26 protein-coding genes and 1 pseudogene are annotated in these 23,760 nt (G+C 46.9%); 9 read left to right on the plus strand and 18 right to left on the minus strand.

Translation table 11 applies throughout. The features are described 5' to 3' along the window. Nucleotides 1-177: 177 nt before the first annotated feature. The 7 genes from CLOSA_RS01390 (at nucleotide 178) to CLOSA_RS01420 (ending at nucleotide 8,500) form a co-directional block, all read left to right on the plus strand. A complete protein-coding gene (locus CLOSA_RS01390) occupies nucleotides 178-1,152 on the plus strand; it encodes a LacI family DNA-binding transcriptional regulator (RefSeq protein WP_013271001.1) in 975 nt (324 codons plus the stop codon). A 48-nt stretch (nucleotides 1,153-1,200) separates the two neighbouring features. Continuing rightward, complete coding sequence (locus CLOSA_RS01395; RefSeq protein ID WP_013271002.1) at nucleotides 1,201-2,307, plus strand: phosphate/phosphite/phosphonate ABC transporter substrate-binding protein; 1,107 nt, start codon at nucleotides 1,201-1,203, stop codon at nucleotides 2,305-2,307. Between the two features lie 82 nt (nucleotides 2,308-2,389). Then, nucleotides 2,390-3,145: a phosphonate ABC transporter ATP-binding protein gene (phnC, locus tag CLOSA_RS01400; RefSeq protein ID WP_041708783.1), complete on the plus strand. Its 756-nt coding sequence runs from the start codon at nucleotides 2,390-2,392 to the stop codon at nucleotides 3,143-3,145. Continuing rightward, nucleotides 3,142-3,963 (plus strand): phosphonate ABC transporter, permease protein PhnE, encoded by an 822-nt coding sequence (gene phnE / locus CLOSA_RS01405; protein ID WP_013271004.1) that lies wholly within the window; start codon nucleotides 3,142-3,144, stop codon nucleotides 3,961-3,963. Before phnC ends, phnE (CLOSA_RS01405) begins: the two co-directional genes overlap by 4 nt. Nucleotides 3,964-3,975: 12 nt before the next feature. Then, complete coding sequence (gene phnE / locus CLOSA_RS01410; protein ID WP_013271005.1) at nucleotides 3,976-4,785, plus strand: phosphonate ABC transporter, permease protein PhnE; 810 nt, start codon at nucleotides 3,976-3,978, stop codon at nucleotides 4,783-4,785. A gap of 4 nt (nucleotides 4,786-4,789) precedes the next feature. Next, nucleotides 4,790-6,358: a bifunctional metallophosphatase/5'-nucleotidase gene (locus CLOSA_RS01415; RefSeq protein ID WP_013271006.1), complete on the plus strand. Its 1,569-nt coding sequence runs from the start codon at nucleotides 4,790-4,792 to the stop codon at nucleotides 6,356-6,358. 423 nt (nucleotides 6,359-6,781) lie between these two features. Further along, nucleotides 6,782-8,500, plus strand: coding sequence for a carbon starvation CstA family protein (locus tag CLOSA_RS01420; RefSeq protein WP_013271007.1), 1,719 nt, complete (start codon nucleotides 6,782-6,784; stop codon nucleotides 8,498-8,500). A 172-nt stretch (nucleotides 8,501-8,672) separates the two neighbouring features. Here CLOSA_RS01420 and CLOSA_RS22510 read toward each other — a convergent pair whose 3' ends face one another. From CLOSA_RS22510 to CLOSA_RS01470, 9 genes are all read right to left on the minus strand, one after another. Beyond that, complete coding sequence (locus CLOSA_RS22510) at nucleotides 8,673-9,014, minus strand: hypothetical protein (RefSeq protein WP_013271008.1); 342 nt, start codon at nucleotides 9,012-9,014, stop codon at nucleotides 8,673-8,675. A 1,695-nt stretch (nucleotides 9,015-10,709) separates the two neighbouring features. Continuing rightward, nucleotides 10,710-12,389 (minus strand): recombinase family protein, encoded by a 1,680-nt coding sequence (locus tag CLOSA_RS01435; protein WP_013271010.1) that lies wholly within the window; start codon nucleotides 12,387-12,389, stop codon nucleotides 10,710-10,712. Nucleotides 12,390-12,473: 84 nt separating this feature from the next. Beyond that, a complete protein-coding gene (locus tag CLOSA_RS01440; protein ID WP_010723032.1) occupies nucleotides 12,474-12,737 on the minus strand; it encodes a DUF6870 family protein in 264 nt (87 codons plus the stop codon). Nucleotides 12,738-12,874: 137 nt separating this feature from the next. Continuing rightward, nucleotides 12,875-13,069 carry a hypothetical protein gene (locus tag CLOSA_RS01445; protein ID WP_013271011.1) on the minus strand — a complete coding sequence of 65 codons (195 nt, stop codon included), beginning with the start codon at nucleotides 13,067-13,069 and terminating at the stop codon, nucleotides 12,875-12,877. A gap of 451 nt (nucleotides 13,070-13,520) precedes the next feature. Continuing rightward, nucleotides 13,521-13,940, minus strand: coding sequence for an RNA polymerase sigma factor (locus CLOSA_RS01450; RefSeq protein ID WP_013271012.1), 420 nt, complete (start codon nucleotides 13,938-13,940; stop codon nucleotides 13,521-13,523). Nucleotides 13,941-14,429: 489 nt separating this feature from the next. Then, complete coding sequence (locus CLOSA_RS01455) at nucleotides 14,430-14,618, minus strand: cysteine-rich KTR domain-containing protein (RefSeq protein ID WP_013271013.1); 189 nt, start codon at nucleotides 14,616-14,618, stop codon at nucleotides 14,430-14,432. A 29-nt stretch (nucleotides 14,619-14,647) separates the two neighbouring features. Continuing rightward, nucleotides 14,648-15,373 (minus strand): class I SAM-dependent methyltransferase, encoded by a 726-nt coding sequence (locus CLOSA_RS01460; protein WP_013271014.1) that lies wholly within the window; start codon nucleotides 15,371-15,373, stop codon nucleotides 14,648-14,650. A 77-nt stretch (nucleotides 15,374-15,450) separates the two neighbouring features. Further along, nucleotides 15,451-16,023 carry a TetR/AcrR family transcriptional regulator gene (locus tag CLOSA_RS01465; RefSeq protein WP_013271015.1) on the minus strand — a complete coding sequence of 191 codons (573 nt, stop codon included), beginning with the start codon at nucleotides 16,021-16,023 and terminating at the stop codon, nucleotides 15,451-15,453. 458 nt (nucleotides 16,024-16,481) lie between these two features. Next, nucleotides 16,482-17,225 (minus strand): SDR family NAD(P)-dependent oxidoreductase, encoded by a 744-nt coding sequence (locus tag CLOSA_RS01470; protein WP_013271016.1) that lies wholly within the window; start codon nucleotides 17,223-17,225, stop codon nucleotides 16,482-16,484. A 114-nt stretch (nucleotides 17,226-17,339) separates the two neighbouring features. On the opposite strand from CLOSA_RS01470, the gene CLOSA_RS01475 reads away from it, so the two are divergent. Then, nucleotides 17,340-18,179 (plus strand): LysR family transcriptional regulator, encoded by an 840-nt coding sequence (locus CLOSA_RS01475; protein ID WP_013271017.1) that lies wholly within the window; start codon nucleotides 17,340-17,342, stop codon nucleotides 18,177-18,179. A 133-nt stretch (nucleotides 18,180-18,312) separates the two neighbouring features. Here the strand turns inward: CLOSA_RS01475 and CLOSA_RS01480 are convergent, their stop codons facing one another. The 3 genes from CLOSA_RS01480 to CLOSA_RS01490 form a co-directional block, all read right to left on the minus strand. Then, a complete protein-coding gene (locus tag CLOSA_RS01480) occupies nucleotides 18,313-19,713 on the minus strand; it encodes a relaxase/mobilization nuclease domain-containing protein (RefSeq protein ID WP_013271018.1) in 1,401 nt (466 codons plus the stop codon). 80 nt (nucleotides 19,714-19,793) lie between these two features. Beyond that, nucleotides 19,794-20,093: a CD1845 family protein gene (locus CLOSA_RS01485; protein WP_013271019.1), complete on the minus strand. Its 300-nt coding sequence runs from the start codon at nucleotides 20,091-20,093 to the stop codon at nucleotides 19,794-19,796. Nucleotides 20,094-20,285: 192 nt separating this feature from the next. Continuing rightward, nucleotides 20,286-20,513 carry a helix-turn-helix domain-containing protein gene (locus tag CLOSA_RS01490; RefSeq protein ID WP_013271020.1) on the minus strand — a complete coding sequence of 76 codons (228 nt, stop codon included), beginning with the start codon at nucleotides 20,511-20,513 and terminating at the stop codon, nucleotides 20,286-20,288. 131 nt (nucleotides 20,514-20,644) lie between these two features. On the opposite strand from CLOSA_RS01490, the gene CLOSA_RS01495 reads away from it, so the two are divergent. Further along, a complete protein-coding gene (locus tag CLOSA_RS01495) occupies nucleotides 20,645-20,863 on the plus strand; it encodes a hypothetical protein (protein WP_013271021.1) in 219 nt (72 codons plus the stop codon). A 57-nt stretch (nucleotides 20,864-20,920) separates the two neighbouring features. Here CLOSA_RS01495 and CLOSA_RS01500 read toward each other — a convergent pair whose 3' ends face one another. The 6 genes and pseudogenes from CLOSA_RS01500 to CLOSA_RS01530 all read right to left on the minus strand — a co-directional run bounded on the left by CLOSA_RS01500 (nucleotide 20,921) and on the right by CLOSA_RS01530 (nucleotide 23,749). After that, entirely contained in the window at nucleotides 20,921-21,268 is a 348-nt protein-coding gene (locus tag CLOSA_RS01500) for a plasmid mobilization protein (RefSeq protein WP_013271022.1), read from the minus strand. Continuing rightward, nucleotides 21,265-21,447: a DUF4316 domain-containing protein gene (locus tag CLOSA_RS01505; RefSeq protein WP_013271023.1), complete on the minus strand. Its 183-nt coding sequence runs from the start codon at nucleotides 21,445-21,447 to the stop codon at nucleotides 21,265-21,267. Before CLOSA_RS01505 ends, CLOSA_RS01500 begins: the two co-directional genes overlap by 4 nt. A 50-nt stretch (nucleotides 21,448-21,497) precedes the next feature. Beyond that, on the minus strand, nucleotides 21,498-22,085 hold the full coding sequence (locus tag CLOSA_RS01510) for a defense against restriction DarA-related protein (protein WP_013271024.1): 588 nt from the start codon (nucleotides 22,083-22,085) through the stop codon (nucleotides 21,498-21,500). Nucleotides 22,086-22,228: 143 nt separating this feature from the next. Further along, nucleotides 22,229-22,600: pseudogene (locus CLOSA_RS01515) on the minus strand (cysteine-rich VLP protein); the annotation flags it as partial. A gap of 205 nt (nucleotides 22,601-22,805) precedes the next feature. Next, nucleotides 22,806-23,483 carry a DUF4366 domain-containing protein gene (locus tag CLOSA_RS01525; protein ID WP_013271027.1) on the minus strand — a complete coding sequence of 226 codons (678 nt, stop codon included), beginning with the start codon at nucleotides 23,481-23,483 and terminating at the stop codon, nucleotides 22,806-22,808. Then, the gene (locus tag CLOSA_RS01530) at nucleotides 23,480-23,749 is read right to left on the minus strand and encodes a DUF4315 family protein (protein WP_013271028.1); all 270 of its coding nucleotides are present in this window, start codon (nucleotides 23,747-23,749) and stop codon (nucleotides 23,480-23,482) included. Before CLOSA_RS01530 ends, CLOSA_RS01525 begins: the two co-directional genes overlap by 4 nt. Nucleotides 23,750-23,760 lie beyond the last annotated feature (11 nt).

Genomic DNA, 23,760 nt, shown 5'->3' on the forward strand with positions numbered 1-23,760 from the left:
GGGAGGCCATAGAGAGGATGTCCCAAGTATGTTTGTGCTTTTAAATATACGGTTGGGACATCCTTTTTTTACCTGCTTTGTTATGGTTTGGTAAAAATTTAGTAAAATTTTACTTTACTTATTGACGGTAACAGAAACTGCAATTATAATGAAAATTGAAAGGTGAGGATATAGATTATGGCTACAATAAAAGAAATTTCGCAGCTTGCGGATGTATCCATTGCAACGGTATCAAGAGTGCTGAATCAGGACGAAACCATTGCAGTGAGTCCGGAAGTGAAAAAAAGGATATTCAGAATTGCCCACCAGCTAAAATATGTCCCACCCAGGATGCGTCATGCGCAAAAACAAAAAGGAATTGTCATAGGTGTGGCTGACTGGCATATTATCCGGAAGAACAGAACCAACATCAGGCTTTCCTCCCTGGATCTGATCGTGAAGTCCATGTCAGGGAAAAATGATGTGCGGTTTGAACGGATGGATAAAAATCAGCCGGGACAGTACGACGGCATTATGGCTTTCGGTGTCTTTTCGGAGGAAGAGATGGAGTTTCTCCGCATGCAGAGCTATGCCATCGTATTCATTAATTCGGACCCAAAGGATTATGAATACGACAGCATTGTCATGGACTTTAATAAAGGAATCCATGAAATGCTGGATTATCTCATGGACCGGAAAAAATACTGCAGTGTCGGCTACATCGGAGGCCTTTACGAAGAAGGCCAGGTGAAGATCGGCTACAGGAGACTGGAAGGAATCCAGGCAGCTTTTAAGCAGAGAGGCTTTTATGAGGAAGAGAATTTTTACATAGGCGATATCAGCAGGGAAAGCGGCTATCAGCAGGCAAAGCGGGCAGTGGAATCAGGCCGTCTTCCGGAAGCGGTGCTTCTGGGGAGCGAAGAAGTGGCGGAAGGTGCTTTGGAGGCGTTTCAGGATGCCGGGCTTCGTGTGCCAAAGGATGTGGCGGTTGTCATCTATAAGGACATTGAAACGCTGGAGTCCCAATGGCCCACTTACACCAAGGTACGGATGTTTCCTGATATCGTATGGCAGACGGCGATCAAGCTTCTGCTGGAGCAGATCCAGGAAGGCCGCAAGGACAATATGACAATTTATCTCCCAACAAAGCTGGAAGTCGGAGACAGTGCATGATGACTCATGATCCCAAGAACCGATGAATCACACAAAAAGGAGAGCAGTATGAAAAAAACAGTTTCTGTATTAATGGCAGCAGCACTTTGTGCAGCAATGATCGGCGGATGTTCTGGCGGCAGCCAAACAGGAGCCACAACCGCAGCAGGGACAGAAGAAGCATCCACTGCAGATGGAGAGACCACAAAGGCGGAGGCAAAAGCGGAGAATAAGAAGATTGACAAACTGAATGTATACTTTGTTCCTTCCAGAGAGCCGGAAGAGATTGTAACCGCCACAGAGCCTTTAAAAGACATGCTGAAGTCGGAGTTGGGAAAAGAAGGCTATGACATAGGCGAAGTAGTGATCACGGTGGGAACCAGCTACGAAGCGGTTGGAGAAGCACTTTCCGCAGGAACTGCGGATATCGGCCTGATTCCTGGTGGCACTTATGTTCTTTACGATGACGGGGCAGAAGTAATTCTTACGGCTACCAGAGATGCACTGAGTAAAAACTCCGATTCCGCAAAGGACTGGAATGACGGGAAGGCCACCGAGGGCACTTCGGAACAGGCTACTTCCTACCGGGCTCTTATCCTTGCAGGTCCTTCCGAAAAGGGAAAAGCATTGGCTGAAAAGGTAAACAAAGGCGAAGCACTGGCCTTTGAGGATTTAGACGGAGCAAACTGGAGCGTTATGTCATCCTCCTCCCCAGCAGGATACATTTACCCCTCCTTATGGCTTCAGGATAATTTCCAGAAGAACATATTAAACCTTACCCATGCAGTACAGTCTGATTCCTATGGAAGTGCATTTGCAAGACTTGCTTCCGGCCAGGTGGATGTTCTCTGTACCTATGCAGATGCCCGCAGGGATTATGAGGAAAAGTGGAAATCCGAATACGGCAGAACCGGTTCTATCTGGGAAGAAACAGGGGTTATCGGTGTGACTCCTCCGATCTTCAATGATACGGTCAGCGTAAGTAAAACCTCTAAAATTATGGATGATGGTTTTAAAAAGGCAGTTCAGAACGCGTTTATCAACATCGGCAATACGGAAAAGGGTAAGGAAGTCATCGCTATCTACAGCCATAAGGGATATGAGCCTGCACAGAGTTCTGATTATGACAATGAACGGGCCGCACAGAAAATGATCAAGGAATTAAATGCAAAATAATAATACACACAGGCTGCGGAGGCGTCGTAAACGGAAAACATTTGCGGCGCCTCCGCTCTTTATCCTGGGAAATGAGGAAAATATGATTGAATTCAATCAGGTGGGTAAAAAATATCCCAATGGCTTTCAGGCCTTAAAAGATATGAACCTGAAAATTGAACAGGGGGAATTTGTGGCGATTATCGGCCTTTCAGGTGCAGGAAAATCCACGCTTCTTCGGACCATCAACCGTATGCATGACATTACGGAAGGAACCTTAACCGTGGATGGGACCGATGTGATGCAGTTAAAGGGAAAGGAGTTAAGGCGCTTCCGCCGCAGGATCGGCATGATCTTCCAGTCCTTTAACCTGGTGACCAGGACTCTGGTCATTAACAATGTTCTTATGTCAAAGGTACCTGAGCTGCCGTTTTTAAAGGCGCTACTGGGCATTTACCCAAAGGAGGATAAGCTGGAGGCTTTGGAGGCACTTGACAAGGTGGGAATTCTTGATAAGGCTTTTGTCCGTGCGGATCAGTTATCCGGAGGCCAGCAGCAGAGAGTTGCCCTTGCAAGAACTCTGGCCCAGAATCCACAGATCATTCTGGCAGATGAGCCGGTGGCCTCCTTAGACCCGGTCACTGCAAAGCAGGTCATGGGAGATTTTTTAAGGATCAACAAGGAAATGAATATCACCATCCTGTTAAACATCCACCATGTAGATTTAGCACTCCAATATGCCAGCCGGGTTGTAGGCATACGGGCAGGCCAGATCGTGTACGACGGCCCGGCTTCGGACGTTACCCAGGATATTTTAGATGAAATATACAAAGGAAAAGAAGAGGAGGCGGCAGGATGAGTTTCTATGACAAGATATTTCCCCCCAGGAAAATGGTATTGTCCGGGGGAAAGACCGTGTTCCGGCCGGCATCCAGGCTTCCTCTGGCGGCTTTGATCCTGGTGTTCTTAACCGTGCTGTCCGTGAAAATCACCGGCTTTGATATGAGGGTCTTAGGGGAAAGAGGGGACCAGTTCTTTGTTATTCTGGGTATGATGGTTCCTCCGGCCATTTCCTATAGCTCTCAGGTATGGAAGCCCCTGTTTGACACCATTAAAATGTCTCTTCTGGGGACGGTAACAGGGGCGGTGCTGGTCATTCCTTTTGCAATGGCTGCTTCCACCAATATTATAAAAAGCCCTGCAGTGGTCAGCGTGATGAGGCTGTTCTTAAGTGTTGTAAGAACCCTTCCGACTTTGGTGACTGCTCTCATTGCCACTTATGTGTTTGGCCTGGGCACTCTGGCAGGAACTACAGCCATAGGGGTTTTTACCTTTGCCTATATGGGTAAGATTTTATATGAAGAGATCGAAACTGCCGATATGGGAGCCTTTGAAGCCATGGAAGCCATTGGAGCCACCAAGGTTCGTGCCTTTGTAAGCGCCATCATTCCCCAGGTGCTTCCTTCCTATATTTCCAATGGATTGTTCTGCTTTGAGGGAAATGTCCGTTATGCAGCCATCTTAGGTTATGTAGGTGCTGGAGGCCTGGGACTGATCCTGAATGAGAAACTGGGCTGGCGGGAATACCCCAGTGTGGGCATGATCCTTATCATGCTGTTTGCTGCCGTGTTTTTGATCGAATCGGTGAGCCGTTACTGCCGCCGGAAGCTGGTTTAGGAGGGCTGACAGATGAATAAACAGATTGAAAAAGCATATGAAGAGCGCCCAAGAAGCACGGTTTACCGAATCACTGCCACTATCATCGTACTGGCTCTTGTTTTATGGTCCGGTTCTGCCGTGGATTTTTCAGGAGGCGGCCTTGGCGGGCTTAAAATCGCCGGGAATATTTTATACGGGATCTTTCATCCCGACACGAAGCTGCTGTTTAACTTTACCGTACAGGGAGTTCCATACCTTCTTTTGGAAACAGTCTGTATTGCGTTTTTAGGAACCCTTGTGGGGGCATTTCTTGCCATTCCCTTGTCTTTTTTATCGGCTTCCAATTTAATGCCTGCTCCCATTGCCTATATAAGCCGCCTGGTAATTATGGCAGTGAGGACCATTCCGGCCTTTGTCTATGGCCTGATGTTTATCCGGGTCAGCGGGCCCGGCGCATTTACCGGCCTTTTGACCATGTCTGTCTGCTCCATTGGCATGGTATCAAAAATGTATATTGAAGCAATAGAAGACTTGGATACCAGGATTTTGGAATCCTTAGATGCCTGCGGCTGCAATACATTTCTGAAGATACGGTATGGGATCCTGCCTCAGCTGATTCCAAACTTCGCATCAACGGTGATCTACCGGTTTGATATTAATTTAAGAGACGCAACAGTTCTGGGACTGGTGGGAGCCGGAGGCATCGGTGCACCCCTGATTTTTGCTATGAATTCCTACCGCTGGAACGAGGCGGGAGCGATTTTAGTAGGTCTGGTAGTTCTGGTTCTTGCGGTGGAATACATATCCACAAAAATCCGCGTAAAGCTGGCCAGGGGGTGATCAGTTGGAGAAACAGGCAAAAATTTATTACACCTCAGATGTACACGGTTACTTATTTCCTACCTCTTACGGGGACAGGGAAGAGCGGCCCATGGGCCTTTTAAATTGTATCTCCAACTTTAAAAAGGATGGAAATACCCTTGTTTTTGACGGAGGAGATTCCCTTCAGGGCGCTCCACTGGCAACCTACATGGCTTCCCGGAAAGAAGCTGTCCCGGATATGGATCCCATAGCAAAGGTATACAACGCCGCAGGCTACGATGCCGTTGTGCCGGGCAACCATGATTTTAACTTCGGCTATAACCGCCTTGCAGAGTACTTTCAGGCCCTTCAGGGGGTATGCCTCTGTGCCAATGCCAGGGACTTGGAAGGGAAGGCCCGGATATCAAGGAGCCACATTTTTGTCCTTGAAAATGGGCTCCGTCTGGGAGTGACAGGAATAGTGACGGATTATGTAAACGTTTGGGAACAGCCGGAGCACTTAGAAAAAATCCGGATCACCGATGCGTTTGAAGCAGCTTCGGAGGAACTGCTGCAGTTAAAGAGCCAGGCGGATGTTACTGTATGCATCTATCACGGCGGCTATGAGTGTGATCTTGACAACGGAGCGGTTTTAAGTACAACAGGGGAAAATGTGGGCTGCCGCATTTTAAGAGAACTGGATTATGACATCCTTTTAACTGCCCATCAGCACATGTCTGTTCCCGGAAAAGAGCTTTTTGGAACTCATACTCTGCAGCTTGCTCCCAATGCCCTGCAGTATGCCTGTGTGGATATAAAGGTGGAAGACGGAAGGGTTTCAGTGAAGTCTGCCATCTGTCCGGCCGGGGGGGTCCATGGGAAGGAACCGTATGAATCCCTGCTTCCTTTGGAGGAGGCCGTACAGGAATGGCTGGATGTGGACATCGGCCGCTTAATAGAGCCGGTTCCGGAAAAAAATAAGGTTGAGATGGCTCTTAACGGGTCTGCCATAGCAGATTTTTTCAATCAGGTCCAGCTGGAATATTCAGGAGCTGATATCTCCTGTGTTGGCCTGGGAAACTCGCCCATCAGCCTGCCGGATCATGTGACCATGCGGGATCTGGTACGGGTATACCCGTTTTCCAATACTCTTGTGGTCCTTGAAGTCAATGAGAAATCCCTTAAGAAGGCTTTGGAGCGGTGCGCCGAATATTTTGCCCTAAGGGATGGGGAGATAACGATATCAGACGCATTTTTAAAGCCAAAGGTGGAACATTATAATTATGACTATTTTTCCGGTATTACCTATGAAATGGACTTAAAGGAACCTGTGGGAAACCGGGTGAAAAGGATTCTGTATCAGGGAGAGCCTCTTGCAGGCCGCACCCTAAGCCTTTGCATGAGCGATTACCGGGCCAGCGGTACCGGAGGCTATGAGGTATACAAGGAATGCCGGGTCTTAAAGCGCATTGGTAAGGAGGTTCCCCAGCTCGCTTTGGATTATTTCAGGAAGCACCCGGTAGTAAAAATAGAGAAACATGGGGGTATTATAACAGTTTCAAACCGGAACGCCTTTTGTATAACCTCAGGTTATGAAAGCCATGGATATTAGGTATAAAGAAAACGTTAAAATTTCTTGATTTTCAATAAGTAAAGTGATACACTGCTCTTCAACAAGAGTTATATCGAAAAAATGATGATTGGGACATATCATGGCTTCATCCCACATTCCTTTACAGAGAGCAGCCCGGTTGGTGGAATGGGCGCAGAGGAAAGAGCGTGATCTCCCCCAGGAGTTCCGAACTGAAAGTTTTCCCGACAGGAAATACGATTAGGTAAGGACGGGATCTTTCCGTTAACGAAGAGCTGCGGCCCGACAGGCGGCAGATTGAAGTGGCTGCGTCTTCGCAGCAAACAGAGTGGTAACGCGGATTGATTGATTCGTCTCTGCATCTTATGATGCAGGGGCGTTTTTTCGATTTACCGATTGTTTGGGGAATGGAAATTCCAATGAAATTGAAGAAGGAGAGAGAGTATGAATGGTTTAACAATGATGCTGCTGGCCGTTGCGGTATTAGGCGGCGCCTATTTAATTTATGGCAGATATCTTGCCAGGACATGGGGGATCGATCCGAAAGCGAAGACTCCTGCTTTTGAAATGGAGGATGGCGTGGATTATGTTCCTGCTGATACCAATGTTGTTTTCGGACATCAGTTTGCATCGATTGCAGGTGCAGGCCCTATCAACGGTCCTATACAGGCTGCTATGTTTGGATGGCTGCCGGTTATGCTCTGGATCCTCCTAGGCGGTGTTTTCTTTGGAGCGGTACAGGATTTTTCCTCCATGTATGCTTCGGTAAAGAACAAAGGGCGATCCATTGGATACATCATTGAACTTTACATAGGAAAACTGGGAAAGCAGTTATTCCTCTTGTTTACCTGGCTGTTTTCCATTCTGGTAGTCGCTGCATTTGCTGACATTGTGGCTGGAACTTTTAACGGATTTTCTGCCGATGGTTCAGCGATCCCGGCAAACGGAGCCGTTGCCACGACTTCCCTGCTGTTCATTGCATTTGCCGTGGCTTTGGGATATTTTCTAAAATACACAAAATTCGGAAAAACAGTAAATACGCTAACTGCCATAGTATTTCTTATGTTAGCTGTTGGACTTGGTCTTGCCTTTCCGGTTTATGTACCTCAGAATACCTGGCTGATTTTTGTATTCTTATATGTGTTGGTTGCCTGCGTTACGCCGGTATGGGCACTTTTACAGCCTCGCGATTATCTGAACAGTTATCTGCTCATCGCTATGATCGTGGGTGCTGTTTTGGGGATCCTGGTATACAATCCTTCTATGAATCTGCCATCTTTTACCGGGTTTCAACGGACTGGTACCAATGGCAGCGTATCATATCTGTTTCCGACCCTGTTTGTTACCATTGCCTGCGGAGCCGTATCCGGGTTTCATTCTCTGGTAGCCTCAGGAACCGCATCAAAGCAGATCAAAAATGAGAAAAACATTTTGCCGGTTTCCTTCGGTGCCATGCTGCTGGAAAGTCTGCTGGCAATTACAGCGCTGATTGCAGCCGGATTTATAGCAACCAAGGAAGGGCTTCCGGCAGGCACACCGCCCCAGCTCTTTGCCAGGGCCATTGCCGTTTTCTTAACAAGCCTGGGTTTGCCGGAATCAGTGTGTTATACGCTCATTACCCTGTCCATATCTGCGTTTGCCCTGACCAGTCTGGATTCTGTGGCCCGTGTGGGACGTATTGCATTTCAGGAATTCTTTACGGATGATTCCTTGGAACCGGAGAAAATAAGTTCATTAAACAAGTTTCTGACAAATAAATATGTTTCTACCATCCTTACCCTGCTGCTCTGTTATGCCTTGTCCAGGGCCGGATATGCCAGCATCTGGCCGCTATTTGGTTCAGCCAACCAGCTGTTGTCTGCACTGGCTTTGATAGCCTGTGCCGTATACTTAAAGAAAACCAACCGTCAGGGATTTATGCTATGGGGGCCAATGGTCATTATGCTGGGAGTGACCTTTACAGCACTTGGATTAAAGATTAAGGAATTGATCACAGCACTTTCCGGACAGTTTGTATTTGGAAATGCGCTGCAGCTTGTGTTTGCCGTTCTCCTTCTTATCCTCGGTGTGATTGTTGCTTTTGAAGGAATGAAAAAGCTCATTGGAAAAGAAGATGAGGACATGGCCAAGACCAAGGCCGGGAAAAAGGTACTGGCTCAGTAGGAACTTGTGTAAAAGTGTAAAAAGAAGCCAAGACTGTTTGATATACCCTTTAAAATGGGAGTATTGCTCCTGATATGAAATCATAAAGATTTCATATCATTTCGCAACACTCCCATTGCTTAATTTATATTATAGCATTCTAAAAGAATAGAATCTTTTTATCTGCCTGTTTTTATTGTATAAACAGACCTCCTGAATAGAAGAAAGGCAAACTTTGTGCCTGCGTACCGCCGCTGGTAGTAAATCCTAACACAATTGCAACCTGAGTACCTGCTGTAAGCGGTATATTCAGTCCGGTGGACGAGCCTTCCCTGGTTACATAAGCATCATAGGGAGTACCCTGCGTATAGGCCTGAGTTGCCGGCGTAAGGGTACTGGTAATAATTGTATAATCAGCGCTGTTGGATGGGGCGGTTGCTATTGCTACATATAATGTTATATTAGTAGTTGGCGTAAATGCAGCAACTGTAGCAAAATTTGCATAAATAGTCTGAAGTGTTCCATCGGTTGGCATTGTAAAGGTATACCATCCATCCGCTGTATTAATGGAAAAGGTGGTATCAGATGTCAGGGTTAACGTTGTTGCACTTTCACCATAACCGGTTAAAGAAATAGCGGATGATGCACCAGAAGAGTTTGTGGCAGGAGTTGCATTTGCATTACCTGTCGCAAACGGAATGATATATCCTGATGCAAGGCCAGCCGGTCCGGTCGGTCCGGTATCGCCGGTAAGTCCGATAAGTCCGGCCGGTCCGGTCGGCCCAGTCGGCCCGGTCGGCCCAGTAGGTCCGGTATCGCCGGTAAGTCCGATAGGGCCAGTCGGTCCGGTATCACCAGTAAGCCCGATAGGTCCGGTCGGCCCGGTATCACCGGTAAGCCCGATAGGCCCGGTAGGTCCGGTATCACCGGTAAGTCCGATAGGTCCGGTGGGTCCGGTATCGCCAGTAAGTCCGATAGGTCCGGTAGGCCCGGTATCACCGGTAAGTCCGATGGGTCCGGTGGGCCCAGTATCACCGGTAAGCCCGATAGGCCCGGTGGGTCCGGTATCGCCGGTAAGTCCGATAGGTCCGGTGGGTCCGGTATCGCCAGTAAGTCCGATAGGTCCGGTCGGCCCGGTATCACCGGTAAGTCCGGTCGGCCCAGTATCACCGGTAAGTCCGATAGGTCCGGTCGGTCCAGTATCACCGGTAAGTCCGATAGGTCCGGTCGGTCCAGTATCACCGGTAAGCCCGATAGGCCCGGTCGGTCCAGTATCGCCGGTAAGTCCGATAGGTCCAGTCGGTCCGGTATCGCCGGTAAGTCCGATGGGTCCGGTCGGCCCAGTATCACCGGTAAGTCCGATAGGTCCAGTAGGTCCGGTCGGTCCGGTATCACCAGTAAGCCCGATAGGTCCAGTCGGTCCGGTAACGCCGGTAAGTCCGATGGGTCCGGTCGGCCCAGTAGGTCCAGTCGGCCCGGTATCACCGGTAGGTCCGGTAGGGCCGGTATCACCGGTAAGCCCGATAGGCCCGGTGGGTCCGGTCGGCCCGGTATCGCCAGTAAGCCCGGTCGGCCCAGTAGGTCCAGTCGGCCCGGTATCACCGGTAGGTCCGGTCGGTCCAGTATCACCAGTAAGTCCGGTAGGTCCAGTCGGTCCGGTCGGCCCAGTATCACCGGTAAGTCCGATAGGCCCAGTCGGCCCAGTATCACCGGTAAGACCGGTAGGTCCGGTCGGCCCGGTATCACCGGTAAGCCCGATAGGCCCGGTAGGGCCGGTATCGCCGGTAAGACCGATAGGTCCAGTCGGTCCGGTCGGCCCGGTATCACCGGTAAGTCCGATAGGTCCAGTCGGTCCGGTCGGTCCGGTATCGCCAGTAAGCCCGATAGGTCCAGTAGGTCCGGTATCGCCGGTAAGTCCGATGGGTCCGGTCGGCCCAGTATCACCGGTAAGTCCGATAGGTCCAGTCGGTCCGGTATCACCAGTAAGCCCGGTGGGTCCGGTCGGCCCAGTAGGTCCAGTCGGCCCGGTATCACCGGTAGGTCCGGTAGGGCCGGTAGGGCCGGTATCACCGGTAAGCCCGATAGGCCCGGTGGGTCCGGTCGGCCCGGTATCGCCAGTAAGCCCGATAGGTCCGGTCGGCCCAGTATCACCGGTAATTCCGATAGGTCCGGTAGGCCCAGTTGACCCGGTAATATTAGGAAAACAAACTGCCTTTTTATTAGCGGTCTGTTAAACCGCTTCGGATTGAGTGTTGATTTCTATGTATTCCATTATCCGGCGTAGTTCGTCAGCGAATTTAAACTTCACACTGATGTTACCGTTCTCATGTACCTTGATATGGTCTACAAGCTCAACTAAAACCTCTCTTGTCAGTTTGTCGATATTTTCAAACTTCTTGAAAACTACTAAGCAAGGGCTTTCAGCGGTAATACCGTTTTGCAATTCCTCACGCTCTGCATGGAGGTTCTTCAAAACTTCGCCTAAAGCGGCTATTTGCCGTTCGTAATCTTCGCTCATATGGCGATAGTCGCTGTGGGTAATTTCTCCGTCTTTCCAATCCTGATAAATGGATTGCTTGTAACGCATGATTTTGGAGCATTCCTTTTTTTTTGCGTCTATCAATGCTTCAATCCGTATGGACTGGCTTTTTTGAAGCGGTGCGGTGCTGATGTATTCTAAAGTATTTGCATAGTGTACTGCAAGATATACCTGTTGCTGAATGGCATACAGGACAGCCGCTTCCAGCCGGTTATGCTTCACGGAATGTTTGGTGCAGGCTGTTTTTGACTGGTCTTTGTAGGTGCGGCAGAAATAGTACACCGTGCCTTTTACTTGACTGCGGCTCATAGCCTTACCACAATCGGCACAACGGAGAAAGCCACTGAACAGATAGAGTTTCTTTTTCTGCGGTGCGGTGCGGGTGTCACGCTTTAGCAACTCCTGCACTTTTTCAAAGATAGGCCGTTCTATGATTGGCTCATGGGTATTCTCCACAATGTACCATTCATTTTCGGGAACCTGTTCCTGCGTATGTATCTTATAGCTTTTCACACGCTGGCGGCCTTGTACCATGTCCCCTACATAAAGGCGGTTTTTCAAAATGTCGCTTACGGTTTTTGAACTCCATAAGGGTCTTTCCGAACCGCTCGGATTTTGATAGTTTAAGCCCTTGCTTTTTTTGTATTCGGACGGACACAAAATGCCACGGTCATTGAGATTGTGTACAATAGCATTTTTACTCATACCGTCCAGAAACCACTCATAAATGTTTTTTACAATCTCAGCGGCTTCTTCGTCAACAATTAAAGCGTTTTTGTCCTTTGGGTTTTTCGTATAGCCATAAGCCGCAAAGCCGCCGATAAACTCACCATTGCGCCGCTTCATATCAAAAACCTGCCGTATCTTCTTTGAAGTCTGATAGCAGAAGTTGTCGTTGATAACATTGGTAATCGGCACAATGAGATTAGAAATACTGTCCGGGTTCAAATAACTGTCAATACCCTCTGCCAAGCTGATAAACCGTACATTCATCTGTACAAACAGATTTTCAATCAAGCTCCCTGCGTCCGTATAGTTACGGGATAGGCGGGAGAGGTCTTTGACGATAACACAGTTTACCTTTTTGGCGTATATGTCGGAAAGCAGTTTTTGAAAGCTGTCCCGGTTGGTGTCTGTTCCGGTGTACCCGTCGTCCACATAAGGCGGCTGAACGCTTTCAAACTCGTCTATGTTCTGCCTATAGTAATCATCAAGCAAAGCCTTTTGATTGGTAACGCTGTTGCTGTCGTCTTTATCCTTTCCACGGTTTATGTCCTCTTTGGATAAGCGGATATATTGGCCAAGTTTCCAGCGGATATTTTGAGGAGCGGATATTTTTTCCTCAAAGCCCCTGTTTTTTGTTCGTGCCATGTGTCCTCCTTCCTATCACATTACACTTATATTATACCATTTCAGCGTAATGCAAACAATGTTGTCACGGCCTGTAAAGCCAGTTTACAGGCCGCTTTTCTTACGTTTGAGGAAGTCGGCAAACACATCTTGTAAGGGTGGAGCGTTCTCTGGAAATTCCAGTTTTACGCCCATATCGCCCACACGAAAACAATAGGGATTTTTAACCGCCGCTATGACTTTCGCCGCACGTTGTTCCTGCGGTACAGTCGTATCAAAGGTGAAGCCGCTCACATCAACTAAATCCTCTTTGTTTACTGCTTCTATGTCCACGCTTGCCAACTCTGAAATTGGGATACGTTTCTTCAATCACAATCGCCCCCTCCTTTCCATGTATATGAAATGCTCTGATTGTCCTATGAGAAAACACAAACAGCCACCATTTTTATCAGCAAAAGTGATGGCTGTTAATCTTGCCTCATACTTCGGGCCAAGTTGGCCCGAAGTCAATAAGGGCTGTTCTGATAGTGGGTTTCCGCTTCCTCTATGCCGCAAGTATCGAAAACATAGTGAAGCTCTGAAACCACACGCTTTATATCGTCCGGGCTGAAATCACAGTTTTCCATAGCCCGAATGACATAGCCACGGCAAGCGCCGTTGCTCCATTGCTGATATAGCAATGACTGTAATTCCTTATCCATAGTAAAACTCCATTCATCAATCGGGAGTATGCCGCGCCGTTATAAGTCGGCTTGTCGTAAGACAGAAAAAGCGGCGTGGCACTCCCTTTATATAAAAAACGATAATCCGGACGGGCGGCGGCAACCGCCCTCATGGGAATTTCACCCCGCCCCATGCTGATGGCGCGACGGTCAATGCTGTGAAGCGTTCAAACCGTAAGTATCATTGTATCAATCAAAAGATTTTCGCCGGGCAGATTGCCACATCTGCCTTGTCACAGTTAGTAGGAATCGCTCACGCTCCGTTTGGGTTTTCCCCCTTTCAACGGGCGGTCTTGGCGTACCCTGCGGCCTGGCTCCCTCTTGATTGAACGTATCCGGGTTATCGGTATTCAGTTGTCAAAGAACAGCAGAGGGAGAAAAATTCCTTCTAATAGCCATGTGATTTAGAGGACAAATTCGGAACTGGAAATCAAGATTTTTTCAAAAATTCCTCCATGCTTTTCAATCCTTTCTCAATAGCAACCCGGACTGCTTTTTCATTTACACCCTCTGCTCGTGCAATATCGGATTTACTCATGCCGAGTATGTAATGAGCGTAAATCCGTTTTCCTTGCTTGTCCGGCAGGGAAGCGATCGCGGAGTGTAACTGTTCGGCTGTGATTTTGCGTTCGTAAATCTCACAGGGAGAAAGGGATACGAAAAGAATATCCTTTTCGATTCCGTCGCCAGCGTCCAGCGAATAGTGGGCTTTGTTATAGAAGCGGCGGCGAATGTAGTTTTTCTCCAAACGTTCCGCTTCCAGCAAAGCGTCCTTGATTACATCGGGTATTTCAACAAAGAAGTCGGAATTATAAAACGGGTAAAAATCCCGCAGATTGATTTTAGCCATAGGGCGTTCCTCCATTTCGATTTTTTAGGGAATAGTGAATCGAAACGGAGCGGGAGGGGAACGACAGCGGGGTCGGACTTCGGGCCAAGTTGGCCCGAAGTGACAAAGCTTGTCCCATACGTTGTCAGTGAAAAAAGGGTACAAAAAAACACCTTTACGCAAATTAGCGCGAAAGGTGTCGAACAAAAAATGGGCGCAATAGCCGCCCATTAGTTGATATAATATTTTAAAACTATGTAAATGAATTTTTTCTGCTATATTAAACCGTCACAATATGGCGGCGTTTCTCTCAGAGAAAAAAACGCTTTGGGGCACATAAAAACCTCCTTATCCCAAAGCCGCCAGATTAAGAAGAATTACAGATATACTCTTTCCGGTATTTAAAACGGAAAATGACGGCTTTGTATGTCTGTTAAATTTGTCAGCAATCGTATAGCAGAAAATTGTTGTATGAAAAGAGCCGATAATCAAGAGATGTGTACTCATTGATTATCGGCTCTGCGTCTTTGCGTCTGGCTCTTTGATAACTGACATATTCAGTTGTCGCACATTGATTAGAGATTCTTGTTTGCATTTGGGACAGTATAGGGGGAAGTTTTCGAGTTTCGTATCTTCTCTAATTTTCAGTCTTGTTTTATTACCACATATAGGACATAGTAACCATTGAACTTCAATCATTATCACCCCCTACATCATTTCATCAGTTACTATTTTTCTGCTCTAATAATTACCGTTCCACAATTTTGATACAAAACCTCAACAGTTTTAAAACCGGCATTTTTCATAAGCTCAAATTGATGTTCCAATGTCAGTGGAATATCAATATGTATAAACATATCTTCGGGTATATTATTTTGCTTGCGCCTATATTCGTATCCCTCAAGACAAAGCGCTTCCTCTTCATCGCAACAGGCAATATAGTCACATTCTATATAATATCCACCAGCTTTTATCGTCTGATAAAGTTTATTATAAATCAGTTGCTTTTTTTCATATTTAAAATGATGAAGTGTTTCAAAAGACATAGCAGCGTCAAACTTGTTTTCCTCAAACGGGTATTCAAAATAGTCCGCATTGATTATTTCAATGTTTTTATCACCATAGTTTTCTCGCAACTTGTCAAGCATAGATTCAGACAAATCAATACCTGTAACCCTGACTTCGGGAAATCTCTTATACATTGATTCAAGCTCCAAACCTGTGCCACAACCAATATCAAGTAATGTTTTCAAACCATCATCAAAGAAATCTGCAATATGAGCGTATTCCTCGCCCCAGTTTTTTAAATGAACATTATTATATTCACTAATCCTATTAGCGAAAAAATTCGCCATTTCTTCCACAGGAACATTCTTTACCCCATCAAGCCAATCTTTTAATTCGCTTAAATATTTTTTGGTTTCCTCTTGAGTTCGGATTTTACTTTTTAGCATAACGATTTTGTCCTTTCATAAAAGCTGTTAATAATGAATTGATTATTTGATTTGCGTTGGGTTAGATAATAGGAGTATCACTTATGTTCTTTGTCCTCTATTACTAAAGCAAATCGGTGAAAAGCATTTTTAATAAGCGTAATTACTTCCTCATATGGCAAGTCAATATCGTCTGATACAATTTGAGTTGCAATACCATGTGAATAAAGCCACACATCCCTAAATAAATTTCGTGCGTTTTCCAGACTAAGGCCCGTTATTTCCTTTGCATTTAGAATTGAAAGTTGGTTCCAATCAGCATCAAGAATATCTTTAATACTTTTCCCCGCACAAGCTTTGTTCATAAAAAGGGTATTAAATATATTTTTTTCTTGTCTGGCAAATTCAATGTAAGCAATTCCTTGCATTAGGAGGCGGTTATCATTACTCATTCGGGCTTCCATGAAAGTGTTATAATATATATTGAGTTGAGTAATGACATCTTGTTTTAGTGCTTCCATATTTTCATAAACGCGGAATAAAGGTTTGGTTGAGCAGTTCAATACGGAAGCAATACTTCTTGCGTTTATCCCCTCCATGCCCTGTTCGCGTACTATAGAAATAGCAGCCCTCAAAATTGCTTCCTTATTAGTTAATGGCTTTGGCGGCATATAAAGTCCTCCTAAATGAATATTTATCATTGAAAAAATTGCTTTTTAATAATGAATATGAACGGAAACAGATGTTGCGCAACATCTGTTACTATTATATCAGAACCACACAAAATGTCAAGGAGTTGGCCTAACAAGCTTAACAAAACTGATTAAGCAGTTCCTTGTGTAGCTCTCATTAACGGAGGTTATGCTAACCGGCAAGCAGTGCAAGTGTATTGACACTTGCACATTTTTGAGATTTTCCCTGACGGGAAAACTAAAAAATTGCTTGTTGGGGTAGCCACCCCAAACCCGGTTAAAGTTGCGTCATTCGCTGTCGCTCATTCCTTGTTTAACTTCGGGCCAATTTGGCCCGAAGTGGCTGCTTCGCACCTCATAGCAGTAGAGAAATTAACTATTGGCCGATAGCTTTTTGTATCTGCTATTTTTTATAGGTATAGAAGTTATACTGATATTTACACTATGATCATGCCATTATTTGGACTAATAATTTGCCCAGTCATTGAATCCTGTGTGAGTATGGCACAGATTAAATCCGCAATATCTTCGGGGGTGGATATACGTTGCAACGGGAGGTGTCCGCTTAATCTTTTCATTTTTTCTTCTTCTCCTGTCCACCAGCGGGTAGATACCGCGGCAGGTGCCACGCAATTAACACGTATTTCTGGAGCAAGAGCATGTGCCAACGATTTCGTCAAGCCGTGAACAGCCGCCTTTGATACGGCATATGGAAGAGAAGAACCAGAGCCGGTAATTCCGGCAATACTTCCCATATTCAAAATAGAGCCTACTTTGTTTTGTTTTATGATAGGAGCAACTGCGCGTGCGCAATAAAACATCCCTTTTAAATTTACATCAAGTAGATTGCTCCAAATATCATCGGTTACTGCTTCTAAGTTTGACAATTCAATCTGTTTCGTTATGCTCGCATTGTTAATTAAAAAATGAATATTTCCAAAATGAGATAACGTCTTTTGCACCATTTCACGAACCTCATTATCTTGGGATACGTTTGCTTGAAGAAGCAAAACTTCAGCACCAATAGTTTTAAGCTCATTTGCTGTATCAATCGCCTCTTGCTTTGAATGGTTATAATTCAAAACGATTTTGGCACCTTTTTCAGCAAGTTTCTTGCAGGCAGCTTTCCCTATACCTGTGCCACCTCCCGTTACTATAATCACTTTATTATAAATATCCATAAATTCATTCTTCCTTTCCGTATGTTTATAGGTTCATTATACCTTTTGAACAAAATAATGTATAATAGTTAGTAATGATACGACCTATCTGTATGAATGATGAGAGGAATCAAAATGGAAAGCTTAGAGTTACGCATTTTTAGAGAAGTGGCTTATGAAAAATCTGTTTCAAGAGCCGCAGAAAAAATGGGATATGTTCAATCGAATGTAACAGCCCATATTCATAATCTTGAAGAAGAGTTAGGAACAGAATTGTTTATTCGTCATAGTAAAGGGGTTTCCCTTACTGATGATGGAAAACAATTATTATCCTATGCAGATCAAGTTATCAGCTTATTGGATAATGCTAAAAATAGCTTTATAAAAAGTTTGCCGACACTACGAATCGGGGCAACACAAACACTCTCCGCACACAGATTGCCTTTATGGTTGTCTGTTTTTAAAAAACAATATCCGCAAGTGAACTTATCTGTTTTCACAGATACACAAATCAATCTAATACAGTCCGTGGCAGACGGTGATTTAGATTGTGCCTTTGTAAATTCAGAATTTAATCACCCTAGGTTGGAATCTGTATTTTCATTTCAGGAGGAACTTGTGTTTATTACTCCACAAAATATGAAAGTTGGTGATATCCCATATCAGCCGATTGTTGTTACAAATATCTGCGGCTGTCCCTATCGCAATTTGCTTGAAACTTGGGTAATAAGAAACACTAACCGACAACCAGATATCATTCAATACGATACGGTTGAAGGAATCATTAAAGCTGTATCGTTAGGAATGGGAATCTCTTTGTTGCCCCAAAACGTATTACCAGAGGCAAGCGGTATTCAAACATTTCCAGCAAAGGATATTGGCAGCCTAAATGTTCAGCTTTTAACGTCTAAAAATTTGAATAATCCCACTGTGAACTCCTTCATAGATATGATTCAAAACCACTCTGATTATTAAATATACATTTGTAGTCTGTTGGCTGTCTATCTCATTGTTTTTATGTTGGGTGAGTTACTTTCTTATGGATACTGCGCAATCGGGCCAAGTTGGCCCGAGGTGATTGCTTCGCACCTCATGTTACGTCATGTCGCTATCGCTCCATTTCCTTATTTTTCTGCGCGTCCGTCAGGCCGAGCAGATGGTCAATATTGCTTTTCATTGTTACAATTTCCTGCATGGCCTTTTTGGTTTCCCGGTACTCCCGATAAGCCTTTTTCTTGTCAGCCGACAACCGCTGAAATTCTGCTTTCAGCGTATCCATTTTGGGGAGCTTCGCCCCGGACAGCAAACGCCGGAACGTGTCCTGCGCCGCCCGGTAGGCGGCAATATCGGCTTCATGCTCCGCAAGATATTTCCGGCTATACTTCGCCGCCTTGTATCCCTCAAACACAGGCCTGGCTTTCGCATAATCTACCACCGCCGCCTTTAGCTCTGCATTGATATGTAGAGCGGCCTCGGTGGTTTTTATGCTGTCTGAAAGTGTATGGAAACGGTCGGTAAGCTCTGCGGTCTTTTGCTCTAAATCCGCATATTCCAGCAAACCATTTTCCTGCAAATACTGTAAGGCTGCCGCCATCTGCTTGAGGTTGAATACCTTTGCCCAGCGTTCATAGGCCGGGCCTTTTCCGGCTTTCATACGGGATTGAATATCCACAATCAGATTGACCTTGCGCCGTTCCTGCGGAGCGGCTTTTCCATCAATCGCCGCTTGTATATCCTCCTGCCCGTAGCCCTTGCCAAGCGTAGAAGCACGGAGCCGGGTAAAGCGTTCCTGCCCCTCTGCCCGAAAGCTGATTGTGCCGCCGCGCCCCTGCTTGATTTCATAGCCAGCCGCCGCCATTGCCTGTAAAAAGGTTTCCATATCCGGCGGCTTGGTTGCAAGGCAAATATCAATCTGCACCTTTAATTTCTCTTGAAAGGTAGGCGGCTTATGACCGCCCAGCCATTCCCCGTAGTGCTTGAATTTTCCCTTGCTGTGGCGTTTCGGATTGGTGATAACAGACAATCCGTTTTCAAGGCATATCCGGTCGGAGAGCCGCCGCACCGCACGGGCTGAACCGATAAAATCCCGGAATTTCCGGGTGCAGTCCAGCGAGGTAGAATTGTAGTAAATATGGCAATGAGGGTGGGGACGGTCAGCATGGGAAACCACGAAAAAGGCGTGTCGGCCTTTCGTCCAGCGCATGGCAAGGTCATAGCTGATTTTAAGAGCGGTTTCCGGGTCTGTTTCACCGGGCGGGAACGACTGCCGGATTTGGTAATATAGCACATCATTCTCCCGTTTTTGCTCCCGCCCTGTAATAGCTTTGTACTTTGCTTTGGATAGTAAAAATTCTGCGTCAGCCGTGGCGGGGTCACATTCATAGGCAAGAATTAAATCGCCGTTGCGGGTCTTATCTGGATTTTTCCCGTAGTCAAAACCGTCCTTTAGGGTTTCCATAATGGTCATGCCGCTTCCAGTGTGACGGGTCATAAGGCGGGTGGTTGCCATGTCCGGTTCCTCCTTTCCTCGAAAAAACAACTTCGGGCCAAGTTGACCCGAAGTTGCCCGACAGTTCTGTTATTCTACTATTAGCTTACAATAAAAAAACGGAGCGAATTGTTCAGGCTGTGCAATCCGTCAATGAGGTATTCCGCAATGCCGGGAATCCCAAGGGGAGAAATTAAAAATGACAGGAACAGGAACACGCCGAAGCCCAGCTTCTCGCCGCTTATCAGCAGGGCAATGCTGATAAGAACGCCTATCCCGGAAACTACCTGTAAGAAAGCGGCGGCATAGCAGAACACAAATTCAATCATGGGTGTTACTATCGTCAGCAAAACCACAAACGGCGCGGCGATAATCTTAAATATCAGCTTGATAAACTTCATAAAAATGCTCCTTTCATTGAGTTGCTTTCTTGTTGTATCCTACCTATATTTTACCATTTCGGGCAGGGTGCAACAATGTTGTCGAGGCCGCACCGATCTTGTCCCGGGACTTCGGGACAAGTTGGCCCGAAGTGGATTATGTAAAAGACGCGACAGCCTGTCAGGGACTGTCGCGTCTGCGTTCTTTTTCTCTTATTTTTTATTGTCCGGCGGTACAAATTCCAGCAGGTCGCCAATCTCACAATCCAGCACCGTACATATCCGGGCCAGAACATCAATATCCAGTCGGGTGATATTATTGTTGCAGTAATTGTTGATTTGGGTGCGCTGCATTTCCGCTTTGTGGCTCAATTTATTTTTGCTGATACCCTGCTGTTCAATCAGTTCGTCCAGCTTTATGCGAATGGTTCCATACTCCATGAAAGCCCCTCCTTCCTGTGTAACACTCCACATCATTGACATATATAGTATGTACTAAGTAGAATTAAGATGTAAGCTCTAAGTAATCTAATTAGACATCTTGCACATACTACGAAAAAGGAGAGAACAAAATGGATACTGCAAAAGCAAAAAAGGCACTGAAAAAACTTGCCAAGCAAAAGGGAATCAGCGAGAGGGCTGTACGCCAGGAAATTGAAATTGCGATACAGGAAGCAATGAAAAGTCCTGACCCACAGGCGCAGGCGTTCTGGAAGTCCATTCCCCACAAAGGAGAACAGCCAACGCCAGAAGAAGTCATTACCTACATAGCGGATATGGTAAAGGAATAATTGAGGATAGAGCAAAAGCGGGGAGCGGCGGCATTGTGCCAACGCTCCCCGCTTTCCTTATAGCTCCACTATCGCCGTAAGCTGTTTGAGTACCTCTGAAACCCGGCCCCATAGCTCGGTATAATCTTTTTGCAGGGCGGCAATTTCGGACGGATAAACACCGTAGGTGTTGGCATGAATGGCAACCTGATTCAGATTGTTGGCACATCTGCGTTGCAGGGAAACCAGCTCCCGGACAGGGGCAAGGTCAACGTTCAGCACATATCCATTGAGGGCCATTTTGCGGATATAGGCGCTTAAATTCTGTGTTCCGGCCTGCGCCATACGCTCCTGAATGGCGGCGTATTCGTCATCACTGACCCAAACATAAAGGGGAACGCCCCGCCTGCGTTTGGGGCGGCTCACCGTTCTTCCCGTTCCCGGCTTCTGCGCTTTGCCGGCGGCTCCTTTACCCGGTCTTTCGGCCTTTCCTCCGGCATGGCCTGCACAACAGGCAGAGGGGCATTATTCGGAATCCCATCAATCATGTTATAATTCTGTTCCGTGGAAAGCTCCGCATTTTTCAAATAGTTATCCTTTTCCATTCTCAAAAAACCTCCTTTTTGTGACTTCGGGCCAAGTTGGCCCGAAGTGATTACCTGTCTTTCTCTATGCTTCTTTCGGAAGCGGGACGGGTGGCGTTGTCCCGTGCGGCCTGTTTTGTCCCCTCTGCTAGCCGTGCGGCAATGGATTTGCTTTCTCCCGGTTCCCGCAAGGGGGCTTTTCTGTCGGGATTGCCGGGAGCCGCCCGAAGCTCATAATCGGCCATCTGCTTTTCTGTCAGAGGTGCGTCATATACAAGATAGCCCCATGCCAGAAAGCGGCCCTGTTCCACACTGTCCCGCTTATCAAAGTTCACAAAGTATAACGGGCCGTTCTCCGTTTTGGGGAATGTGCCAATATCCACCGGCCTTTGTGTAGAATAATACCGGTAAGCCGATTTTTCGGATATGCGGTAGTCATGCTGATATTCGGAAACACGGTTCTCATAATCCCTTGTGGCGGCGGCTTTATCGGTGGTATAGTGCCCCCAATAATAATCGCGCCTGCCGCTTGCGTCCTCGGTAAACTGCCATGTGGCAAAGGGCTGTACCGCCTGCGGATTTTCCCCAAGAGTAAAACCCCGGTCATTCTCAAAGGCAATGGCCCGTTTGATTTCATATCCTTTTACGTTATCGCTCATTTTTCCCTCCGTTCTCATACATGGAAATGTCACGCTGTTACCCTCAAAAAGTGGGGGCAGGAAGCATAGATCCCTTTTCCTTGAAACCGGAGCCGGAAAGCCCCGGAAATCAAGGCTTTTTCAAGCAAACTTCGTGACACCTTACCCCCTGTTTTGCGCCTGTGCCGCTGTTGGCGGCGGCGGTCTGCTTCGCGTTTTCCTTTCCGGCGGCAGGCTTCGGAGCAATAGACCTGACTGGTGACAGGAAGATAGACCGCACCGCAGACCGGGCAGGTCTTACGGGAAAGCACCGCAGGGGTTCCGGCTAAATCGGCTTCCAGTACCGGGTCAAGTGGAAGTACGGCCTTTTGAAAATACTTGCAGTCTGCGCCCGTCCACCATTTATTGAGCATATAGCACTCACAATCCAGCGGCAGACAGCCATATTCCGGGTCATAGTTGGCGCACATTCCCGTTACCAGTCTGCGGATTGCGGCACGTTCCCGGCGGGTCAGTTCGCGGGAATCGGTACTCATTTGTCCGACTTCGGGCCAAGTTGGCCCGAAGTTCCCTCCCTTTGCGGCAAAATCAAATCTCGGTAGCAAACGCCCACGCAGACAGAGCCGTTCCAATAACTACAATCCCGGCAGGGAGAGCCTTTCGGCGGCTTGTGCGCTGGAGCCGGGCGGCAGGGGCAGGGCTTTTCTTTCATCATTTTTTCATAGGGGCTGTTGGTGAAATTCATACGTCCTCGTCCTCCCCAGTATCCGAAGCCTCCCCGTCTACTTCCCACGGCGGGGTATCGTCCTCCTGCTCGTCGTAGGGGTCGGCTTCGTATTCGTCAAATTCGTCCTCGGTCAAAGCGGTCTGTTCCTGCTTCGGGCGGTAAATCTTAAAGTAATATCCGGCCCCGCCGCCAATCACTACAACCGTCAGCACAAACAGGAGCATTGTAGTATTGCTTTTTTGCTCCGGCTCCGTAGAGGTTTCTAAAGAAGTTTCAGAGCTTATATCCGTTTCAGAATCGCTTTCCGGTTCGGGAGTGGATACAACGGCGGTTTCATTTTCCTCGGTATCCTCGGATTTCTCCGCAAGGGCCAGCAGGTCTTTTTCCGTCACGGCGTTCAGAAAATATACATTGTCCGTTTCCCGCTGAAGGTCAATGACAAGATAGAATACATTTTCGTCCGGGGTGGTGATGGTGTAAAACTGCTTGCCATCCTCGTCCGTGGCGGTATTGACTACGGTTCCCGTTCCGGCTGGGGTAAAGGGATTGGGGTCGCTGGTTGTTTCAGAAGTCGCCGGAGATTCCGTTACTTCCGGGGTTTCCTCACCGCCGCTGGCATAGGCCACAGTGCTAAAGGAAAATGCCATTAAAAAAGCGGCGCATAGCACCGCCATCATACGAAATTTCTTCATTCTTCGATTTCCTCCTTTTCAGTTTGGGCGGGTACTGCGGACTTCGGGCCAAGTTGGCCCGAAGTGGCGCCGCCTGCCTTTGCTGCTTTCAGCAGGTCGGCAAGGTCGGTCAGGGAAATATCCATGCCGCGCACCGCGTCCACGATTTCCAGATTTTCCAGCTCGGTTTTCTGCTTTTCCAGTTCTCGGAGCTTCGTTTGAAACTCATTGATTTTATCCTTAGTTTTCTGTATGTCCTTGCTAACACGTTCAATTTTTACGTTCAAAAGTTACCTCC

This window comes from [Clostridium] saccharolyticum WM1, assembly GCF_000144625.1.
In the GTDB taxonomy this organism is placed as follows: domain Bacteria; phylum Bacillota; class Clostridia; order Lachnospirales; family Lachnospiraceae; genus Lacrimispora; species Lacrimispora saccharolytica.

Excerpts from the sequence above, each read along its gene's own strand:
- CLOSA_RS01390 (WP_013271001.1), top strand. The coding sequence starts at position 178 with ATGGCTACAATAAAAGAAATTTCGCAGCTTGCGGATGTATCCATTGCA.
- CLOSA_RS01395 (WP_013271002.1), top strand. The coding sequence starts at position 1,201 with ATGAAAAAAACAGTTTCTGTATTAATGGCAGCAGCACTTTGTGCAGCA.
- phnC (WP_041708783.1), top strand. The coding sequence starts at position 2,390 with ATGATTGAATTCAATCAGGTGGGTAAAAAATATCCCAATGGCTTTCAG.
- phnE (WP_013271004.1), top strand. The coding sequence starts at position 3,142 with ATGAGTTTCTATGACAAGATATTTCCCCCCAGGAAAATGGTATTGTCC.
- phnE (WP_013271005.1), top strand. The coding sequence starts at position 3,976 with ATGAATAAACAGATTGAAAAAGCATATGAAGAGCGCCCAAGAAGCACG.
- CLOSA_RS01420 (WP_013271007.1), top strand. The coding sequence starts at position 6,782 with ATGAATGGTTTAACAATGATGCTGCTGGCCGTTGCGGTATTAGGCGGC.
- CLOSA_RS22510 (WP_013271008.1), bottom strand. The coding sequence starts at position 9,014 with ATGCCAACCGATGGAACACTTCAGACTATTTATGCAAATTTTGCTACA.
- CLOSA_RS01435 (WP_013271010.1), bottom strand. The coding sequence starts at position 12,389 with ATGGCACGAACAAAAAACAGGGGCTTTGAGGAAAAAATATCCGCTCCT.
- CLOSA_RS01445 (WP_013271011.1), bottom strand. The coding sequence starts at position 13,069 with ATGGATAAGGAATTACAGTCATTGCTATATCAGCAATGGAGCAACGGC.
- CLOSA_RS01450 (WP_013271012.1), bottom strand. The coding sequence starts at position 13,940 with ATGGCTAAAATCAATCTGCGGGATTTTTACCCGTTTTATAATTCCGAC.
- CLOSA_RS01455 (WP_013271013.1), bottom strand. The coding sequence starts at position 14,618 with ATGATTGAAGTTCAATGGTTACTATGTCCTATATGTGGTAATAAAACA.
- CLOSA_RS01460 (WP_013271014.1), bottom strand. The coding sequence starts at position 15,373 with ATGCTAAAAAGTAAAATCCGAACTCAAGAGGAAACCAAAAAATATTTA.
- CLOSA_RS01465 (WP_013271015.1), bottom strand. The coding sequence starts at position 16,023 with ATGCCGCCAAAGCCATTAACTAATAAGGAAGCAATTTTGAGGGCTGCT.
- CLOSA_RS01470 (WP_013271016.1), bottom strand. The coding sequence starts at position 17,225 with ATGGATATTTATAATAAAGTGATTATAGTAACGGGAGGTGGCACAGGT.
- CLOSA_RS01475 (WP_013271017.1), top strand. The coding sequence starts at position 17,340 with ATGGAAAGCTTAGAGTTACGCATTTTTAGAGAAGTGGCTTATGAAAAA.
- CLOSA_RS01480 (WP_013271018.1), bottom strand. The coding sequence starts at position 19,713 with ATGGCAACCACCCGCCTTATGACCCGTCACACTGGAAGCGGCATGACC.
- CLOSA_RS01485 (WP_013271019.1), bottom strand. The coding sequence starts at position 20,093 with ATGAAGTTTATCAAGCTGATATTTAAGATTATCGCCGCGCCGTTTGTG.
- CLOSA_RS01490 (WP_013271020.1), bottom strand. The coding sequence starts at position 20,513 with ATGGAGTATGGAACCATTCGCATAAAGCTGGACGAACTGATTGAACAG.
- CLOSA_RS01495 (WP_013271021.1), top strand. The coding sequence starts at position 20,645 with ATGGATACTGCAAAAGCAAAAAAGGCACTGAAAAAACTTGCCAAGCAA.
- CLOSA_RS01505 (WP_013271023.1), bottom strand. The coding sequence starts at position 21,447 with ATGGAAAAGGATAACTATTTGAAAAATGCGGAGCTTTCCACGGAACAG.
- CLOSA_RS01510 (WP_013271024.1), bottom strand. The coding sequence starts at position 22,085 with ATGAGCGATAACGTAAAAGGATATGAAATCAAACGGGCCATTGCCTTT.
- CLOSA_RS01525 (WP_013271027.1), bottom strand. The coding sequence starts at position 23,483 with ATGAAGAAATTTCGTATGATGGCGGTGCTATGCGCCGCTTTTTTAATG.